The following is a 19,365-nucleotide window of genomic DNA, read 5'->3' on the forward strand; positions in this document are numbered from 1 at the left end:
GACCGGATGGGGCCGTTTCAGCCGAGCATTGCGGCGATGTCGATCGGGTGGCCGGCGCGACGCAACTCGACGGTGATCCGGCTGTCATCGGACCCGGCGCGGCCGATTGGTGCCCCGGCGTCCAGTGTGTCGCCAACGTTTGTAGACAGGCCGATCATTCCGGTCATCAGCGATATCCAGCCGCCGCCATGGTCGATGATGATGATCTTGCCATAGCCGCGATAGTCGCCGGCGAAACTGACGCGGCCGGGCGCCGGGGCGACGACCTGCCCGCCGGGCCGCGCGGCAATCGTCAGCCCGCGCGAACGCACGCCGCTTTCATTGACCTCTCCCAACCCTGCGACAATACGCCCGACGACGGGCAGGCGATAGGCACCGCGCGTCAGTTCGGCCGTTTCGGCGGCGGGCGGGGCTGGGCTGGGGTTTGCGCTGGTGGGGTCGCGTGGCCGCGGGGCCGGGCCGGCAAGCTGTGCCAGCTCGGCGCGGATCGCGCCATCGGCCTCCAGCTCTTCCATCAGTTCGCCAATGTCGCGTGCCTTTTCCCCCAAACCCAGTGCGCGGTCGGCCTCCAGCTGCGCGCTGCTCATCAATTCGCGCGACCGCAGCCGACCTTCGTTTTCGAGCCGTGTCAGCGCGTCGCGTCGCTGGGCTAGCTTGACTCTGCTGCTGCTCAAGGCCTTCAGCGCCACGGCTTGCTGTTGCCGCGTCGCGTGCAGCACGGCGAGTTCGCGGCGGACCCCGGCAGTGCGCCGTTCGATCACCGGCATCACCGCATCGAGTACCGCCCGGGCGTGGACCATGTCTGTCAGCGATCCAGGCTGCGCGAGGACGCTGACCGGCGGCTGGCGCGAGAGTTGCTGGAGCGAGGCGGTGAGTTCGAGCAGCGGCTGCTGCTGCTGTTCCAGTCGCGCCTGCTGGGCCGAGAGGCGGCGGCGGACCAGCGCGACCCGTGCTTCGCCGGCGCTGATGTCGGCCTCCGCCGACTGGATGCGCGCGGCGAGTGCGGCGCTGCGTTTTTTCAGCCGGTCGGCTTCGTCGATGGCCGTCAGCGCCTGTTTTTCCAGCGCGGCACTGCGGGCCATCGCTGCGGCCGATTGTTCCTTGGCGGCCAGCAATTGCTGTTGTTCGCGTGCGGCGATCACGACGGGGTCGAAGACGTCGCTCTGCGCCAATGCCAGCGCGCCGCCGGCGAAGGTCGCGGCGATTGTCAGCGCGGCGAAGGCGCGCTTCATTGGCGGCCCTCCCGGTGATAGGGGTGGCCGGCGATGATGCTGGTGGCGCGCCACAATTGTTCGGCGAGCAGCGCGCGCGCCATCAGGTGCGGCCAGGTCGCGCGGCCAAAGGCGATCACCTTGGCGGCGCCTTCGCGTTCCTCGGGCGTAAAGCCGTCGGCGGCGCCGAGGCAGAAACGCGCCTCGCGGACCCCGCCGTCGCGCCAGCTTTCCAGCAATTTCGCGAATTCGAGCGAGCTCATCTGCTCGCCGCCCTCATCGAGTAAGACGGTGCGGCTGCCCGCCGCTGCGACGGGCATACGACCGCCCGTATCCGGAAGCTCGGAAATTTTCTGCGCCCAAGTCACGCGCTTCATATAGCGTTCGACCAGCTCGGCCTCGGGCCCTCGCCCGATACGCCCGCGCGCGATGATGTGAAGCAACATGACGCCCCGCCTAGCCTGCGCGGGGCAGAGGCGTCAATTTGCTGCGGGGACCGGCGGCGCGTCGCCGAACGACCACATGCGTTCGAGGTTGTAGAAACTGCGGACCTCGGGACGGAACAGATGGACGATGACGTCGCCGGCATCGATCAACACCCAGTCGGCATTGGGCAGCCCTTCGACGCGAACCAGACGGCCCGCTTCCTGCTTGATCCGTTGCGCCAGCTTGTCGGCGATCGCCGAGACATGGCGCGTCGACCGGCCGCTCGCGATCACCATATGATCGGCGATGCTGCTTTTTCCGGCAAGCGGGATGGAAATGGTTTCCTGGGCCTGGTCCTCGTCCAGCTGGTGTAGGATCAGCGCGTGGAGCGCTTCCACGCTGTCGTTTGCGGGTGCGGCGCCGGGCGCGGCATCCTGGGGGGCGGAGATCAAATGCGTCCTTTCCTAGTGGGTCCCGACAGGCGCAAACGCGTTAGCGGGTCGCGCAAGGCGCGGCCTTCATAGCGTTCAAACCAGCGGGGGTCGGCCTGCCGTATCGCAGTTGCGGATCGCACATCGGGCGAAAATCGCAGGAACACGAGGGCGGGCGGTCTCCAGTCTGTCCATTGACTTTTCAGGTCTGCGGGGCGGACAAATCGTCGCAGCCATCCCATCGCACGTCTTGCATGGGCACGATCATTATAGCCCGGACGCGCGATAATCGCAATCGGCATCAATCGCGCGATCCCCCGCCAGTCGCGCCACTGGGGCAATTGGGCCAGATTGTCGGCGCCCATGATCCAGATGAACTGCCGATTGGGATAGCGGCGGACGAGCTTCTTCAACGTATCGATGGTGTAGCGCGTACCCAGTTTGGCCTCGATTCCCGTCGCGCGAATCGGTGCGCGCCGTGCCATGCGCTGCGCTGACGCGACGCGGGCGGGCAGCGGTGCCATGCCAGCCTTGGGCTTGAGGGGATTGCCCGGCGACACGAGCCACCACAACTCGTCGAGTCCCAGCGCGCCGATGGCATTCCGGCTGATCGCGCGGTGGCCGCCATGCGCGGGGTTGAAGCTGCCGCCGAGAAGGCCAGTGGGGATTCGGCGTGTCAGGGCCGGACCTGTCCCGTCCCGCGTACCAGCCATTTATATGTTGTCAGACCTTCGAGTGCCACGGGGCCGCGGGCGTGGAGGCGACCGGTGGCAATGCCGATTTCGGCGCCGAGGCCAAATTCGCCGCCATCGGCGAATTGGGTCGAGGCATTGTGCATGACGATTGCGCTGTCGACTTCCGACAGGAAACGCTCGGCGGTCGGGGCATCTTCAGTGACGATCGCGTCGGTATGGCGGCTCGAATGTTTGTCGATGTGCACGAGCGCGCCGGTGGGGCCGTCGACCATGGCGATCGACACGATGGCGTCGAGATATTCACAGTCCCAGTCGCCAGCTGACGCCGGTTCGACATGCGGACTCAGGGCCATGATCGCCTTGTCTCCGCGCACTTCGCATCGCGCCGCGATCAGCGCGTCGATGATCGCGAGAGGGGCGGGATAGGCGCGGTCGATCAGGATCGTCTCGGTCGCGCCGCAGATGCCGGTGCGCCGCATCTTGGCATTGACCGCGAGTTCGACGGCTTTTTCGGGATCGGCGGCGCCGTCGATATAAAGATGGTTGATGCCGTCGAGGTGCGCGAGCACGGGAACGCGCGCCTCATCCTGCACACGCGCGACAAGGCCTTTGCCGCCGCGCGGGATGATGATGTCGATCAGGCCCTGCGCGCGAAGCAGCGCGCCAACCGCGGCGCGATCCTGTGTTGGTACCAGCTGCACCGCGTCGGCGGGCAGGCCGGTTTCGGCGAGTCCCGCCGCGAATGCGGCGTGGATCGCACGGTTCGAATGTACTGCCTCGCTGCCGCCGCGCAGGATCACGGCATTGCCCGACATCAGCCCAAGCGCCGCCGCGTCGGCGGTGACATTGGGGCGGCTTTCATAGATGATTCCGATGACCCCGAGCGGTACGCGGACGCGGCTGAGCTCCATCCCGTTCGGGCGCACCGAACAATCGATTTCCGCGCCGACCGGGTCAGACAGTGCAGCGACTGCTTCGACCGCATCGGCCATCCCGCTGAGCCGGGCGTGGTCGAGCCGCAGCCGGTCGAGCATCGCGCCGGTCAGTCCCGTGCTTTGCCCGGCGGCCATGTCGCGCGCATTTGCGTCGAGGATCACCGCCGCCTGCGCGCGCAATTGGCGCGCTGCGGCGTGGAGTGCGGCGGCCTTGTTGGCGGTGGTTGCAACGGCGAGTCGTTTCGCCGCGGCGCGCGCGCGTGCGCCCATGTCGGCAATGAGGGTCTCGGCATCGGCCAGGGACGGCGGCGGGGTCAGGGTTTCGGCGTTCATGGTGCCTGCCCTATCATGCTTTGCGCGGGCTGCGAAAGTCCCGTTGCGCGGCGACCGTTGCGCTATTAGGCAGGGAGATATGAGCGGGGATATCGAAGGCATCGGGGCGGCGATTACGGCGGGGCTGGCGGGTTCTGCGGTCGAGCCGGGGCATGGCGCAGCGCGCGGTGGGCATGGTGGCATGCGCTGCCTAAATTGCGGAACCAGCCTTGTCGGATCGCATTGTCATCGCTGCGGACAAAAGGCCGATATCCATCGCAGCTTCAGCGCGATCGGCCATGATCTGGTCCACGCGATCTTTCATTTCGAAGGCAAGATCTGGAACACGCTGCCCCTGCTAACCTGGCGGCCGGGGGACCTTACCCGCCGCTATATCCACGGTGAGCGCGCCAGCTTCATCTCTCCGCTCGCGCTGTTCCTGTTTGCGGTGTTTCTGACCTATGCGGTGCTCGCGATGGTCGGCGTGGGGTCTGTTGGCGGCCTCGACGTGCAGAAGGCGGCGGCTGAACAGACACAGGCCAATGCGATGAAGGCCGGTTTTCAGGAAGAGGTCGATCGCATCGATTCGCGCCTGTCGGATCCGAAGCTGCCATTCGCCGAGCGCAAGCAATTGCAGGAAGAACGCGACACGCTTCAAAAGAGCGCGGACCATTTGGGGGTCGCGCGCAATCTGAGCAAGCGGGAGCTCGACAAGGGGCCGCCGGTTTTGGACGATCCCGCCGAGCAGGTGATGACGGGGGTCGATTTCCTGTCGCGGACCAAGGTCAACACCGGCGTGGCCTTTATCGACCATGGTCTCGAAAAGGCGATCGCGAATCCTGGGCTGCTTTTCTACAAGCTACAGGCCAATGCCTATAAATTCGCCTGGGCGCTGATCCCGCTGTCGTTGCCTTTCATGTGGCTGCTCTTTCCGTTCAGCCGGCGCTTTCACACTTATGACCATTTCGTCTTCGTCACCTATTCAATCAGTTTCATGCTGCTCATGTTCGTTGTCGTGCGATTGCTTAACTTGACGATTTTCGGTGATATCGCGACCGCCGCGGCGCTCATCTATGTGCCTTTCCACATGTATCGCCAGCTGCGCGGGGCCTATCGTTCGTCGCGGTTCGGGGCGTTGGTGCGCAGCCAGTTGTTGCTGTTTTTCAGCCTGTTCTCAGTGGTTACCTTCATGTTGCTTCTGCTCGCGCTCGGCATCATGGGATAGCGCAGCATATAATAAGGAACCCCGCACAAAACCGGGAGATCCTGGAGGAGAACGGCGATGCATCCGCTTTGGGGAGACATGAACCGGCGCCAGCTGATCGGCGTTGGTACGGCAGGCCTCGCCGCGCTGGCCTTGCCCGGGACTGCCGCCGCGATGATGGCGCAGGGCTTTACCCATGGCGTCGCGAGCGGCGAGCCGGGGGCGAATTCGATCCTGCTCTGGACGCGCTATGCGGCGGCGAACGACAGCGCGTTGACCGCCGAAATTTCTGAAAGCGCCGACTTCGCGCATATCGTGGGCGGCGGCACTGTCACCGCAAGTGGCACGCGCGATCATATCGCGAAAATCGCGATCGATGGGCTCGAACCCGGCCGCTGGTACTATTATCGCTTCATTGCGCCCGATGGCACGAAGTCGATCACCGGGCGCACCCGCACGCTTCCCGCCGGGGCGACGAACGCCTTCACGCTCGCGCTTTTCTCCTGCGCGAATCTGCAGTTCGGCTGGTTCAACGCCTATGGCCACGCCGCCGCGCGCAACGACATCGACCTTGTCGTCCATGCCGGCGATTATCTCTATGAATATAAGGCCGGCGACTATCCGACGCTCAAAGATATGGTGCCCGGTCGCGACGTACAGCCGACGCAGGAACTGGTCGCTCTCGCCGATTATCGGCTGCGCTACGCCGCCTATCGCAGCGATTCCGACCTGCAACGCCTGCACCAGCTGTTCCCGATGATTGCGCAGTGGGACGATCATGAATTCGCCAACGACACATGGAAAGGCGGAGCCGAAAATCATAATGAAGGCGAGGGAAGCTGGACCGACCGCGTCGTCGCTGCCGAGCGCGCGTATCGCGAATGGATGCCCGTCGCGGACAATCGTTGGCGTGAGTATCAGGTCGGTGATCTCGCGACGATTTTCCTGCCCGAAACGCGCATCACGGCGCGCGACAAGCCGTTTGAGCTTGGTGACATCCTCGCGGGCGGCGGCGACGCGGCGGCGAAGCTTCGGCAATTCGCCGACACCGGCTATCGCGATCCCGCGCGTCAATTGCTCGGTACCGAACAGGAGGCGTGGCTGTTCGGCGGGTTCGCGCAATCTGCCAAAGCCGGGACGCGCTGGCAGATCTGCGCGCAGCAGATATTGGCGGGCAGCCTGTTCACCCCGCCCGAATCGGCAGGGTGGTTCGGCGCCGATCAACCCGATTTTGTGAAGCGCCGCGTCGAGGTCTCACAGCTCGCGGCCAAGGCGGGGCTTCCGCTCAACATGGACAGTTGGGACGGCTATCCGGCGGCGCGCAGCCGCCTGCTCGGCGCGGCGCAATCCGCCGACGCCAACCTCGTCATGCTCGCAGGCGACAGCCACAACGCCTGGGCGTTTGATCTGGCGCACGACGGCCGGCCGGCGGGGATCGAGGTCGGCGGCCATAGCGTCACCTCGCCGGGGTTTGAGGCCTATACGGCCGGGGTGTCGGATGCGGTGCGCGTCGCTGCGCTGCGGGCGTCCTCACCCCAGCTCCAATGGGCGAATACCGAAGATCGCGGCTATGTGACCGTGGTGCTCACCCGCGACCGGGTCACCGCCAACTGGCATCATGTCGAAACGATCCGCCGCCACGGCCCGGCGCTGAAAAGCTCGCACAGCATGACGGCGGCGCGCGGGCGGCGGATGTACGACGCGGCTTAGCTGTAAGGCGGCGTGTCCTCGAATTCGGCGAACCACGGATAGTCGTTCGCGACGCTTGCGGTGAAATTGGGCGGGCGCTTTTCGAGGAAGCTTGTGACGCCCTCGGCCGCGTCGGGGCTGCGTCCGCGGGCGAAGATCGCACGGCTGTCCCAGCGGTGCGCGCTCATCGGGTGGGGTGCGCCGAGCATCCGCCACAGCATATGGCGGGTCAGCGCGACCGACACCGGCGCGCTGTCGGCGGTTAGTTCGCGCGCCTTGGCGATCGCGGCATCGACCAGTTCGCCGGGCTTGTGCACCGACTGGACGAGGCCTTTCTCATGCGCTTCGGCGGCGTCGATCAGGCGCCCCGAAAAGCACCAGTCGACGGCATTCTGGATGCCGACGAGGCGCGGCAGGAACCAGCTCGATGCCGCTTCGGGTACGATGCCGCGGCGCGCAAAGACAAAGCCATAACGCGCGGTCTCGCTGGCAAGGCGCGCGTCCATCGACAGCGTCATCGTCGCGCCGATGCCGACCGCGGCGCCGTTGATCGCGCCGAGCACGGGCTTTTTGCAATCGAAGATGCGCATCGACACGCGGCCCCCCGAATCACGAATCAGCGGGTGCGACCAGTCGATCGTGCCATTTTCGGCGATCGGGCTTGCCGATGTGCCATCGGGCAGCGACGCCGCCTTGTCGCTGCGCTTGTCATAATCGAAGGTCGCGGCGCCCTGGCCGAGGTCCGCTCCGGCGCAATAGGCACGGTCGCCCGATCCGGTGAAAATCACGGCGCGGACCGCATCGTCGGCGTCGCATTCGTCAAGGGCGGCCACAATTTCCAGCATCATTTCGGTAGTGAAGGCGTTCATCCGGTCGGGCCGGTGAAGCGTCAGGAGGGCGATGCCTTCGTGCTTGTCGAGGCGAATCTGGTCGTAGCTCATGTTTCTGCTCCTTGGGTTCCCGGGCACCGTCGCAAGCGGCGTTCGCAAGTGCAAGCTCTAGTTGACGTAAACGTAAAGACGTGACGGGTGACGCGCGCAACCTTTGGCGCTATAGGCCCGCGCATCGCCCCGGCGCTGCGCCTCTTTCTGAGTCGCTTTCGCCGGGGTCATTCATTTAGGTTCCGACAGAAAGTTTGAACGCCATGGCCCGTCGCCGCCAGATCTACGAAGGCAAAGCCAAGATCCTTTACGAAGGCCCCGAACCGGGGACGCTGATCCAGTATTTCAAGGATGACGCGACTGCGTTCAACGCCCAGAAAAAGGGCACGATTAGCGGCAAGGGCGTGCTCAATAACCGGATTTCCGAGCATGTATTCACCTTGCTCGGCAATATCGGCGTACCGCATCATTTCATCCGCCGCCTCAACATGCGAGAGCAGCTGATTCGCCAGGTCGAAATCGTGCCGATTGAAGTGATCGTGCGCAACGTCGCCGCGGGCACATTGTCGAAGCGTCTCGGGATCGAGGAAGGCACGCAGCTTCCCCGCACCCTGATCGAATATTGCTACAAGGACGACGCACTTGGCGATCCGCTGGTCGCCGAAGAGCATATCGCCTGCTTCAACTGGTGCAGCCAGGAAGAGCTGCACGATATTCAGGACATGGCGATCCGCATCAACGACTTCATGTCTGGCATGTTCGCCGCGGTCGGTATCCGCCTCGTCGACTTCAAGCTCGAATTCGGGCGTCTGTATGACGGCGAATTCAGCCGTATCATCCTCGCCGACGAAATCAGCCCTGACGGCTGCCGCCTGTGGGACATGACGACGAACGAAAAGCTCGACAAGGACCGTTTCCGCCGCGACCTCGGCGGCGAAGTCGAAGCCTATCAGGAAGTCGCACGTCGCCTCGGCCTGCTGCCCGAAGGCAGCGAGAATGCCGTGCTCGACCTCGACAGCCACCGGAAGAAAAAGGGCAGCTGAGGCTGGCTCAACCCGGTGAAAGCCGGGGCTTCACTGGATACGAACAAAGAACCCCGGCTTTCGCCGGGGTTCTCATTTCTGCGTCATCAGATATTGATGCTCGTCGGGATCAAACTCGGCTGCAGATACGGATAAGGCTGCATCCGTTCGGCGTTGCGCTGGACGATCTCCGTCTCGACACCCGCCAGCGCGGCCTGGAACCAGGCGAGCGGCCCTTCCTTCGCAGTCACGCGCGGGTCCTGAAACCAGGTCGGATAGGGGAAAGCGTTGCTGCGATAATCTCCGAGCGGGCGGTAATGCACCGACCCCAGCAGTTCGAGCACGTTGAGCTGTTCGAGCGCGAGTGCCATCGGCGGCATCATCGCAAGCCATCCGGCCTTGTCATGCCCGCGCTGTCCGGTTGGCGCCGCCTGCCAGCCCGCACCGGTGACGGCGGGAGCGAAGGCCATGATGTCTTTTTGCGGGAAGTTGACCGCGGCATGCTGTGCGCTCGCGGTGAACATCACCATCGTACACACGTCGATCAGCTGCTTGCGCGTGGCGACCGGGCCCAAATCCCTGATCTTCGCTTCGCCCGCGAGGCACGCCGTCCACGCCGCAAGTTCGGTGTCGCCGGCGACATCGGCGTCGCAGGTGTAATAGAGATCGATATATTGCCGCGCCCATTCGTGGATCGCGTTCCACACCAGCAGCGCATCGTCGCGGTAGGGATAGTCGGCGAGCGCCGAATCGATTCCGACGCCGCGCGCCGCGAGGTCGGCGGGGAGCATCTTGCCGTGGAAATCGAACGCCAGCCGCGCATCGACCGCAGCGAGCTGGCTCGACGCGATCGTGCCGGCGAAAATATGGTCGATCGGGCCATCGGCGGCGATCAAGGAGGTCGCGGCCGCCTCGTTGATGAACAAGGTTCCTTCATAATGCGGGACGAGCAGCGCCCAGATCGGGTGGAGTTCGGCGAGGTGGCGATGCGTCGCGACGGCGAAGGCCTCGATCACCAGGTGCGTGCGCGCGAGATGCGCGAACAACTCATGATAATTGCCGTCGGCGACCTGCACGACCAGTTTCGCCATTTCCCAGCCCCATAGCTTGTCGGCAGCGGGCGAGGGGGTGAAGATCGGGCAGTCTGCGGGCTCTTGCCCGCACTGGATCGCGACCGGCACCAGCGACGATCCGCCTGGTGGAACCGCGAACAGCGCCATCGGCTGCCATGCATATTTCGCCATCCCATGATAAGTGCCGGCGTCGAGAATCTCGAGCGGCCGGTAGTCGAGCATGAAGAGGCGACCATCGGCGAGCGCGGACGCCAGGGTGTCGCCGTTCACCACCGCCTGATATTTCGCCTCGCTCAGCGGGAAGTTGGCGGGCAGGGCCCCCGTGACCGCTGCGATCAGCATCGTGTTCGGCCCTTGCACGCGCAGCCGGGCGAAGGTGCTGTCGTCCTGGAACATATAGCTGATGCCCGGGACCGGCAACGTGGCGAACAGCGCGCGATAGGCCTCGATGCTCCGCGGGGTCTTGCTGCCCAGTTGGAAGGCTTCGGCCTCGCTGACCTTCATCAGATCCTCGATTCGTTCGCGATATCTCTTGAGCTGCGTGACGTGCATGTCGCGTTCGGCCGCCGCGACCGCATTTTCGACATCGCCGATGGCGCGTTCGAAAATATTGCCGCCGCTGTGGGCGCCGTGTTCGATAGCGATCTTTGCGGTCGATGCTTCGATCGCGTCGCATTCGGCAAGCGCGGTTTGATAAGTGGCGCGCGGAACAGTCAGCTCGCCCTTGTCGACCCCGCGGAGCTTCACGGTCAGTGCATTGCGCACGATGCTCAGGCCAACGCCGATCAGGATCGCGAACCATGCGATCGTCGGCGTGTCGTTTTTCGGCACGTGGGTCGCGAGCGGCACTCCGGGTAGCGTCGGGACATCGGTCGTCCACACATAGACCGCCTGCGCTGCGGTTAGCTGCGCCGCCCGCGCCGCCCGTTGGGCCGGTGTGTCCTGCTGCGGCAGGCTGGGGCTGGTGGACGGCAGGGGCGATTTGCCCACCTGGGTCGGCGACGAAAAATCCGGAGAAGCAAAAGACATGAAAAAAATCCCGTAATGACTATGAAACCGGATTGATGTTCGCCAAACATGGTTAATATTTCGCCATTCGATCATCGATACTCTATCGGCGGGAAATGCCGACCGTATCTCATGTCCTTAACCGATGTTTTACCAGCACTTGCTACCCAGCGGTCATGTCGGGGGTCATTAAACAATTCAAACGGCGGTTTTTTCCGCCTGTTCCACGCGAAATCCGTGACGATGTCGCGGTGCTTCGGGCTAATCGCGTCGAAACGCTGACGCCGATGCTGTTCCTGATGCTTGCGGCGACGACCCCGACGGCCATTTACGGTGGTGTCGCGACGGTGCATCCGATCATCCGCATCGGCTTTCCGGTCATTCTTGCGGTGATCGGCGTCATCGGCTTTCTGTTTTTGATGCACAACCGGGGGCGGCGCATGAGCCCGCGCCGCGCGCGCCGGATGATAAAGGAAACGACCTGGCTGTCGGGCACGACGGGGTTGATGTGCAGCAGCTGGACAGTGGTTAACTGGCTCGCCGCACCGCCCGAAACCCACAGCTATTATGCGATGGTCATGGCGATGGGGTCGCTTGCGACTGCCTATTGCCTGTCGTCGATCCGCTTCGCGACCTTCATCAACCTGACGATCGGGCTCGGCCCGATTTCGCTGCTGATGCTGACGTCGGGCAATCCGCCCGAAATTGCCGCGGGGACCAGTCTGGTTATCGCGACCCTGTTTTTGATGCGAATGATGATCCAGCAGCACGGCCAGCTGATCGACCTGTTGCAGCTTCAGCGTCAGATGCGCGAGCTGGCGCATACCGACCCGCTGACCGGCCTTGCGAACCGCCGCGAATTCGACGTGCGGCTCGACAATGAGGTCGTGGCCGCAGGGCAGGGCGGTCGCTTCGCGATCGCGTTGCTCGACCTCGATGGCTTCAAACCGGTCAACGACCGTCACGGCCATGCTGTCGGAGACGCGCTGCTCTGTGAAGTCGCGGCGCGGTTGCGGCGTACTTGCGGCGATCATGCGATGGTCGCGCGACAGGGCGGCGACGAGTTCGCGATTCTGGCGCCCGCGGGATCGCCGCTGCTGGCGACCGCGCTCGCCGATCATATTCTTGCTGCCATGGCCGCGCCCTATGACGTGGCGGATCAGCCGATCCATGTCGGTGCCAGTATCGGCGTCGCCTTCTGGCCTGACGACGGCCAGACGGGGCGCCAGCTGTTCGACGTCGCCGACCGCGCGCTCTACGCCGCGAAGGCAGTCGATCGCGAACCAATGATGTCGTCGGTCGAGAACATTCAGCACATCGCGTGACCATGGCTTGACCACGCGGCAGCGGCTGGCCACATCTGTCACCATGAACTCCCGGATTTTCCGGCGCGCCTCGGTCGCGCTGTCGCCCCTCGTCCTCATCGCTCTCGTCGTCCCGGCCCAGGCGCGCACCCCGCGGCCGCCACAGACGGAGAGCGCTGCGGTCAATCCGCAGACCGCTGCCGCACGTGCGTGGAATTTTGCCGCGAGCGATATCCCGGTCGATCCGAATATCATCTTCGGCGTGCTGCCCAACGGAATGAAATATGCGCTGCTCAAGAACAGCACGCCCAAGGACAGCGTCGTTCTGCGTATGCGTTTCGACGTCGGCAGCTTTGCGGAAGCGGATGACCAGCGCGGGCTCGCCCATTTTCTCGAACATATGGCGTTCAACGGGTCGAAGGGCGTTGCCGAGGGCGAGATGATCAAGCTGCTCGAGCGCAAGGGGCTGGCGTTCGGCGCCGACACAAATGCCTCGACCGGTTTCGACGAGACGCTCTACAAGCTCGACCTGCCCAATGCGTCGGATGATCTGATCGACACCGGCTTGATGCTGATGCGCGAAACCGCGAGCGAGCTGACGATCGATCCCGCCGCGGTTGACCGCGAACGTGGCATCATCTTGTCCGAACGGCGCGCGCGCGACACCTATCAGCTGCGCAGCCTGATCGACCAGCTGGATTTCCAGATGAAGGGAATGACGGTCGCCAGCCGCATTCCGGTCGGCACCGAAGAGGTGATACGCACCGCGCCCGCGGCGCGCATCCGCGATCTGTACGACCGTTACTACCGTCCTGAACGCGCGACATTGGTGATGGTCGGCGATTTCGATCCGGCGGCGATCGAGGCGAAGATCAAGGCGCGCTTTGTCGACTGGAAGGGCCGCGGCCCCGCGGGCGCCGATCCCAAGATCGGCACGATCGACTATGCCCGGCCCGAGGCGGCGCATGCGTTCATCGATCCCGCGATCCAGGACGCGGTGACGATCTCCACATTCAAGCCGTGGGTCGACGAGCCCGATACCAAGACGAAGCGCGCGCGCAGCCTGGCCGAGGATGTCGGCGAAGCGATCGTCAGCCGCCGTCTCGCGAAAATCGCGCTCGCAGAGGATTCGCCGATCCTCGGCGGCTATCTCAGCGACGCGTCGGGCTGGAAGGTCTTCGATCAGGTCACGGTAGGTGCGGTCGCCAAAGAAGGCGCATGGCCCGAGGCGCTGGCGCTTGCCGAGCAGGAGTTTCGCCGCGCGATAGTGCATGGCTTTACGCAGGCGGAGATCGACGAACAGCTTGCCAATCGCCGCACCGCGCTCAAAAATGCGGTCGCCGGGGTGGCGACGCGGCGTAGCGCGACGATGGCCGATGTGCTGGTGCAGGCGGCGAAGGGCGATTTCGTCGTCGTTCGTCCCGAAACCTCGCAATCCATGTTCGAGGCCAATGCGCCCGCGCTGACTGCCGATGCCGTCGGCGCGGCCTTCCGCAAGCGGATGGAGGGGCTAAGCGCCCCGCTCGCCTATGTTACCGCGAAAAAGCCGCTCGAGGGCGGCACTCCTGCCGCTCTCGCGGCCCTCAATGCGTCGCAGCAGGTCGCGGTCGCTGCACCCGATGCGTCGGCCAGCGTTGCCTTCGCCTATGATGATTTCGGCACGCCCGGCAAAATCGTCAGCGACGAACGGGTGGAGGATCTGGGCATTCGGCGCATCCGCTTTGCCAATAATGTCATGCTCAATATCAAGAAGACCGATTTCCAGAAGGACCGCGTCTATCTGTCGCTTCGCGTCGATGGCGGCAATCTGCTCGCTACGCGCGACGATCCGACCCGGGTTTCGCTCGCGGGGTCGCTGGTGCTCGGCGGGCTCGAGGCGCACAGCCTCGACGAATTGCGCACCATTCTCGCCGGCAAGACGGTCAGCTCCAGCTTCGGCAGCGATACTGATGCTTTTGGCGGCGCGGCTCTGACTTCGTCCGAGGATTTCGCGCTGCAGGCCAAGCTGATGGCGGCCTATCTGACCCATCCCGGTTATCGTGCTGACGGCCTCGCGCTCATCCGCCGCTCGCTGCCGCAGCAATATGCCGCGAACGACGCGACCCCCGCCGCGGTGATGGCACGTGATGCTGGCGGTATCCTCGCGAACAACGACCCGCGCTCGCAGACCCCGCCGCTCGAGAAGCTGATGGCGCTCGACTGGGCGCAGCTCAAACCGGTGATCGCCGACAGCTTCGACCATGGCGCGATCGAGGTCGGCGTCGTCGGCGATATCGACGAACAGGCGGCGATCGACGCGATAGCTGCGACTTTCGGCGCGCTGCCCGAACGCCGCGCCGACTTCGATCCGCGCACCGACGCGCGCATCCGCGAATATGCGACCGATCGCAGCGAACGCACACTGATCCACAAAGGCCCCGCTGATCAGGCCGAGTTGCGCGTCTTTTGGCCCGCGCGCGACGACAGCGATCTGGGTGAAACGATGCGGCTCAGCCTCCTCGCGCGCGTCATGCAATTGAAGCTGACCGAGGAATTGCGCGAACGGCTAGGCGAAAGCTACAGCCCCGGCGCGGGCACCAGCCTGTCGGAGGAGTTTCCGGGCTATGGCCATCTGCTCGCGACCAGCAATGTCGATTATAAGGATCTGGCGACGACGCGCGCCGCGATCTTCGCGATCGCCAGGGAATTGCGCGACGCGCCGGTGGACGCCGACCTGCTCGATCGCGCGCGGCGGCCCATGCTCGAATCGATGATCAAGTCACGGCGCGAGAACAGCTATTGGCTGAATTATGTGTCCGAGGCGACGAGCAAGGCCGATCGCCTCGATCGCAGCCGCAAGGGGATCGCCGAGGTCGAAGCCGCGACCCCGGCGGAGCTACAGGCGCTCGCGCGCCGCTATCTGGTGGATGGCAAGGCGCTGGTGATCAAGGCGGTGAGCGACAAGGCTGGGAAGTAGGGCGTTTCTGCCCGTCCGGAGTATTTCTTCCCTGCATTACGATAAGTTAACTGGCATGCGTCCCGCGTCCTCCTCATCCTCTCAATCGCGGCAGGTTGCGCCGCGACAACGGAGGAAGAAATATGCGCCTGCCCGGGATCGACATTAACGCTTTGCCTTTGCTCGACACCGCCGTCGGCCTGTTCGGGTCGTTTGCGGGCGAATGGACGGCGCCGAAGATCTCGACTTTCGAGACCACCGTCACCGTCGCGCTCATCATTGCCAATTGACTTGCAGGCGGGGCGCACGGGCGGTTTTTTGTCCGGCATCCGTGCTTCCCGCCGCTTGACAGATCGATGACCATTTCGTCGTCCCGCCATGACCATTTTTCCGCCGTGGATAAGGATCGCCGCGTCCGAATACGGGCCGCGGCTGCAGCGCTCGGTGCAGATTGGATGGCGCGGGATCATGCGCCCGGCGGCGTGCTCGCGGCGATGCGGGCAGTCGAACGGGCATCCCCCGACGAGACCATCGCGGCGCTGGAGCCTTGGGTTGCTGACGTCGGCTGGCTCGGTGCACGGCTGGACGAGGCGCTGGGCCTGCTGGCGGCTGATTGTTTCACGCGTCCGCCGTTGCGCCCGGTCGGCGGGGCTTCGTTCGGCGGGCTGTTGCTGGCGGAAGCTGGGCCGATCCGCTTGACCCTGCTGGTGCGGCCATTTGAAGCAGCGGGCGCCAAAGACGAGCCAGCGCCGCTCTTTGTGCCCGGCCGCACGCTCACCCATATTCTCGTGCCGGGCGGTGTGACGGCGCGCTTTCATCACGTCGCAGTCAGCGCGGCCGAGGACGCGGGCGGTTTTACTGCCGCTGCCGCGAGCTCGTGCTCAACCGCTGCCCTGCGCCCGCTCGTGGCCGGGGAGGTGTTCACGCTCGACACCGCGCGCACATGCCTTTCCTTTGCTGGTGGCGACGCCGACATGCTGATGCTCGAGCTCGCGGTCCAACCGCCATCGCGGCTGCCGAACCGCGCCTATGATGCGGCCAGCGGCAGGCTCGTCCATGTCTCGGCGTCGCGCCGCGACAGCAGTTTTCGTGGCATGGCGTTGACGCTGCTCCGCACCCTGGGCCGCACCGACGCCGCACCGCTGTTCGCCGCCGAAAGCGAAAGTGAGGATTTCGCCGCGCGCTGGAATGCGATACGCGAACTGGTCGCGCTCGATCCCGCCGTCGCGCAGCCGCATCTTGTCCGCATGGCGGCGGACGACCCGCATCCCGAGGTGCGGCGCACCGCCGCCGCGACGCTGGCGCTTTATGCGCCTCTTCCGTCCATGAATGGCCGAGGTCTTGCCCGGGAGAATGGCATATGCCCCGCCTGATCGATCCGCCGCCTGGCCCGGCCCTCGACCTCGAGGAAGTTGTCGCGCGCCTCGACGAAAGCGGCGTCGATCTATCGGATGAGGCGAGCATTGCTCAATGCACTGCGCTGCTCGCCGGCCTCGCGCGCAACCGTGATTTTCTTGCCGAGCGCGTCATCGCCGAACTCAAGGCCAGCTATCGCGACCAGCTCGAGGTCAATCGTTATTCGGCGCAGGTCTTCCTGTTGTACCGCGGCCCGCGCGGTCATTTCCTGCGGGCGAATATGTGGCCTGCCGTCCATGACGCGGCATTTGCCAGCAGCGGCCCCGCCGCCTTCGCCTATGGACTGCCGCACGATCATAATTTCCATTTCCTCACCGCAGGCTATTTCGGCCCCGGCTATGTCAGCGACTATTATGATTATGACGCCGAGACGATCGACGGCCGCATCGGCGAGCCTTTGAACCTGAAATTCGTCGAGCGAAGCCAACTCGGAGAGGGGCAAATGATGCTCTATCGCGCCCACCGGGATGTCCACAGTCAGCTCCCGCCGGAAAGCCTGTCGGTCAGCCTCAATATCATGGACGAGGGCGAGCATGTCCTGTGGCGCGATCAATATATTGTCGATCTCGATCATGGCACAATCGCGCGGCGCCCGACGTTGAGCCCGAGCGAAATGCTGCTGCGTTGCGCGGTGCATCTGAGCGGGAATGGCCGCGATGTAGCTGAGCGGTTCGCGCGGGTGCATCCGGTGCCGCGGGTGCGGGCGAATGCGATTGCTGCGCTGGCGGCACTCGAAAGGGGGGATGCGCGCATTGCGGTGCTGGAGCGTGGTTTGGGGGATGGCGATGCGCGCGTGCGCGACGATTGCAGGCGTTGGCTGGCGGTGTAGCTTCCCCTGCTGACAGCGCGACTTTCCGCTGCTAGTGCGCGGCGCATGACCACAGCTTTGTCCCATATCCGCAACTTCTCCATCATCGCGCACATCGACCATGGCAAGTCGACGCTGGCCGACCGGCTGATCCAGTTCACCGGCGGGCTGACCGCGCGCGAGATGTCGGCACAAGTCCTTGATAATATGGACATCGAGAAGGAGCGCGGGATCACGATCAAGGCGCAGACAGTGCGCCTCACCTATAAGGCGCATGATGGTGAGACCTATCAGCTAAATTTGATGGATACACCGGGTCACGTCGACTTCGCCTATGAAGTGTCGCGCAGCCTCGCTGCGTGCGAAGGGGCGCTGCTGGTGGTCGATGCGGCGCAGGGCGTTGAGGCGCAGACGCTTGCGAACGTCTATCAGTCGATCGAGCACGACCATGAAATCGTACCGGTTATCAACAAGATCGATCTTCCCGCGGCCGACGTCGACAAGGTGAAGGCCGAGATTGAGGACATCATCGGCCTGCCCGCCGACAATGCGGTGCTCGCCAGCGCCAAGGCCGGTATCGGCATTGAGGAAGCGCTGGAAGCGATCGTTACCCGCATTCCGCCGCCGAAGGGCGACGCGAATGAGCCGCTCAAGGCGATGCTCGTCGACAGCTGGTACGACCCCTATCTGGGCGTCGTCATCCTGATCCGCGTCATCGATGGCGTGCTGAAAAAGGGCCAGCAGATCAAGTTCATGCAGGCGGGCACCACCCACCTCATCGACCGCGTCGGCTGCTTCACGCCCAAGATCGAGCAGCTGGGCGAACTCGGCCCCGGCGAAATCGGCTTCATCACTGCACAGATCAAGGATGTCGCGCAGGCGCGCGTCGGCGACACCGTCACCGACGCCAAAAAGCCCGCGGCGCAGGCGCTGCAGGGGTTCAAGGAAGTCCAGCCGGTCGTTTTCTGCGGTATGTTCCCGACCGACGCGAATGATTTTGAGAAGCTGCGCGAATCGATCCAGAAGCTGCGCCTCAACGACGCGAGCTTCTCGTTCGAGATGGAAAGCTCGGCCGCACTGGGCTTCGGCTTCCGCTGCGGATTCCTTGGCCTGCTCCACCTCGAGATTATTCAGGAGCGGCTGAGCCGCGAATATGACCTCGACCTGATCACCACCGCGCCGTCGGTGGTATATAAGCTGAAGCTTGGGCACACCAAGAATGAGGCGGCGAAGGAGATCGAACTCCACAACCCCGCCGACATGCCCGACGTGAACCGCATCGACGAAATTCAGGAGCCGTGGATCGAGGCGGTGATTTATGTGCCCGACGAATATCTGGGCCCGATCCTGAAACTGTGTCAGGATCGCCGCGGCATCCAGAAGAATCTCACTTACGTGGGCGGTCGCGCGCAAATCACTTATGAGCTGCCGCTCAACGAAGTCGTGTTCGATTTCTATGACCGGTTGAAGAGCATCAGCCGCGGTTACGCGTCCTTCGACTATCACCAGGTCGGCCATCGCCCCGGCGATCTCGTCAAGATGAGCATCCTGGTGAACAACGAGCCGGTCGACGCGCTGAGCATGATTGTCCACCGCGGCACCGCCGAAACGCGCGGCCGCGGCATGTGCGAGCGTCTGAAAGACCTGATTCCGCGCCACATGTTCAAAATCCCGATCCAGGCCGCGATCGGCGGCAAGGTGATCGCCCGCGAAACCATCGCCGCGCTGCGCAAGGACGTGACCGCCAAATGCTATGGCGGTGACGCGAGCCGCAAGAAAAAGCTGCTGGAAAAGCAGAAAGAGGGCAAAAAGCGGATGCGCGAATATGGCAACGTCAATATTCCGCAGGAGGCGTTTATTGCAGCTCTGCGGATGGGTGACGACACCTAACTGCTTTTTGTCATCAAAGTAGAATGAGGGCCGGTCGGCGGATCAGGCGAAACTGCGGGATAGCTTTGACCCGTCCGTCCGGACGCGCGAATATGGCAATGTGAACAATCCGCGGGAGGCGTTTA

At 64.1% G+C, this 19,365-nt stretch carries 16 protein-coding genes; 9 read left to right on the top strand and 7 right to left on the bottom strand.

The window, feature by feature from the left end; all coding sequences use genetic code 11:
- Nucleotides 1–17: 17 nt before the first annotated feature.
- From AC1RRJ_RS14930 to AC1RRJ_RS14950, 5 genes are read right to left on the bottom strand one after another with little or no spacing between them, the layout of a single operon-like run.
- Nucleotides 18–1,232 (bottom strand): murein hydrolase activator EnvC family protein, encoded by a 1,215-nt coding sequence (locus AC1RRJ_RS14930; RefSeq protein WP_493124021.1) that lies wholly within the window; start codon nt 1,230–1,232, stop codon nt 18–20.
- A complete protein-coding gene (locus AC1RRJ_RS14935; protein ID WP_493124023.1) occupies nt 1,229–1,657 on the bottom strand; it encodes a 23S rRNA (pseudouridine(1915)-N(3))-methyltransferase RlmH in 429 nt (142 codons plus the stop codon). Before AC1RRJ_RS14935 ends, AC1RRJ_RS14930 begins: the two co-directional genes overlap by 4 nt.
- Before the next feature lie 33 nt (nt 1,658–1,690).
- Nucleotides 1,691–2,089: a ribosome silencing factor gene (rsfS, locus tag AC1RRJ_RS14940; protein ID WP_174688498.1), complete on the bottom strand. Its 399-nt coding sequence runs from the start codon at nt 2,087–2,089 to the stop codon at nt 1,691–1,693.
- Nucleotides 2,086–2,781: a nicotinate-nucleotide adenylyltransferase gene (locus AC1RRJ_RS14945; RefSeq protein ID WP_493124025.1), complete on the bottom strand. Its 696-nt coding sequence runs from the start codon at nt 2,779–2,781 to the stop codon at nt 2,086–2,088. Before AC1RRJ_RS14945 ends, rsfS begins: the two co-directional genes overlap by 4 nt.
- Nucleotides 2,745–4,031, bottom strand: coding sequence for a glutamate-5-semialdehyde dehydrogenase (locus AC1RRJ_RS14950; RefSeq protein ID WP_493124027.1), 1,287 nt, complete (start codon nt 4,029–4,031; stop codon nt 2,745–2,747). The genes AC1RRJ_RS14945 and AC1RRJ_RS14950 overlap by 37 nt, the downstream gene beginning before the upstream one ends.
- Nucleotides 4,032–4,110: 79 nt before the next feature.
- Between AC1RRJ_RS14950 and AC1RRJ_RS14955 the strand changes: the two genes are divergently transcribed.
- On the top strand, nt 4,111–5,235 hold the full coding sequence (locus AC1RRJ_RS14955) for a DUF3667 domain-containing protein (RefSeq protein WP_493124029.1): 1,125 nt from the start codon (nt 4,111–4,113) through the stop codon (nt 5,233–5,235).
- Between the two features lie 57 nt (nt 5,236–5,292).
- Nucleotides 5,293–6,924: an alkaline phosphatase D family protein gene (locus tag AC1RRJ_RS14960; protein WP_493124031.1), complete on the top strand. Its 1,632-nt coding sequence runs from the start codon at nt 5,293–5,295 to the stop codon at nt 6,922–6,924.
- Here AC1RRJ_RS14960 and AC1RRJ_RS14965 read toward each other — a convergent pair.
- On the bottom strand, nt 6,921–7,844 hold the full coding sequence (locus AC1RRJ_RS14965; protein ID WP_493124033.1) for a crotonase/enoyl-CoA hydratase family protein: 924 nt from the start codon (nt 7,842–7,844) through the stop codon (nt 6,921–6,923). The two genes, AC1RRJ_RS14960 and AC1RRJ_RS14965, sit on opposite strands and share 4 nt — an antisense overlap.
- 203 nt (nt 7,845–8,047) lie before the next feature.
- On the opposite strand from AC1RRJ_RS14965, the gene purC reads away from it, so the two are divergent.
- Nucleotides 8,048–8,827 carry a phosphoribosylaminoimidazolesuccinocarboxamide synthase gene (purC, locus tag AC1RRJ_RS14970; protein ID WP_088472761.1) on the top strand — a complete coding sequence of 260 codons (780 nt, stop codon included), beginning with the start codon at nt 8,048–8,050 and terminating at the stop codon, nt 8,825–8,827.
- Nucleotides 8,828–8,913: 86 nt separating this feature from the next.
- Here purC and AC1RRJ_RS14975 read toward each other — a convergent pair whose 3' ends face one another.
- On the bottom strand, nt 8,914–10,869 hold the full coding sequence (locus tag AC1RRJ_RS14975) for a lipoxygenase family protein (protein WP_493124035.1): 1,956 nt from the start codon (nt 10,867–10,869) through the stop codon (nt 8,914–8,916).
- A gap of 194 nt (nt 10,870–11,063) precedes the next feature.
- Between AC1RRJ_RS14975 and AC1RRJ_RS14980 the strand changes: the two genes are divergently transcribed.
- The 6 genes from AC1RRJ_RS14980 to lepA all read left to right on the top strand — a co-directional run bounded on the left by AC1RRJ_RS14980 (nt 11,064) and on the right by lepA (nt 19,240).
- Nucleotides 11,064–12,212 (top strand): diguanylate cyclase domain-containing protein, encoded by a 1,149-nt coding sequence (locus AC1RRJ_RS14980; protein ID WP_493124037.1) that lies wholly within the window; start codon nt 11,064–11,066, stop codon nt 12,210–12,212.
- Nucleotides 12,213–12,255: 43 nt separating this feature from the next.
- Nucleotides 12,256–15,147: a M16 family metallopeptidase gene (locus tag AC1RRJ_RS14985; RefSeq protein WP_493124039.1), complete on the top strand. Its 2,892-nt coding sequence runs from the start codon at nt 12,256–12,258 to the stop codon at nt 15,145–15,147.
- Nucleotides 15,148–15,269: 122 nt separating this feature from the next.
- Entirely contained in the window at nt 15,270–15,416 is a 147-nt protein-coding gene (locus AC1RRJ_RS14990) for a hypothetical protein (RefSeq protein WP_493124041.1), read from the top strand.
- 165 nt (nt 15,417–15,581) lie between these two features.
- On the top strand, nt 15,582–16,499 hold the full coding sequence (locus tag AC1RRJ_RS14995; RefSeq protein WP_493124043.1) for a HEAT repeat domain-containing protein: 918 nt from the start codon (nt 15,582–15,584) through the stop codon (nt 16,497–16,499).
- Nucleotides 16,487–17,371, top strand: coding sequence for a transposase (locus AC1RRJ_RS15000; RefSeq protein ID WP_493124045.1), 885 nt, complete (start codon nt 16,487–16,489; stop codon nt 17,369–17,371). Before AC1RRJ_RS14995 ends, AC1RRJ_RS15000 begins: the two co-directional genes overlap by 13 nt.
- A gap of 45 nt (nt 17,372–17,416) precedes the next feature.
- Nucleotides 17,417–19,240: a translation elongation factor 4 gene (gene lepA / locus AC1RRJ_RS15005; RefSeq protein ID WP_493124047.1), complete on the top strand. Its 1,824-nt coding sequence runs from the start codon at nt 17,417–17,419 to the stop codon at nt 19,238–19,240.
- Nucleotides 19,241–19,365 lie beyond the last annotated feature (125 nt).

Source organism: Sphingopyxis sp. GW821-FHT12C06 (assembly GCF_058807415.1).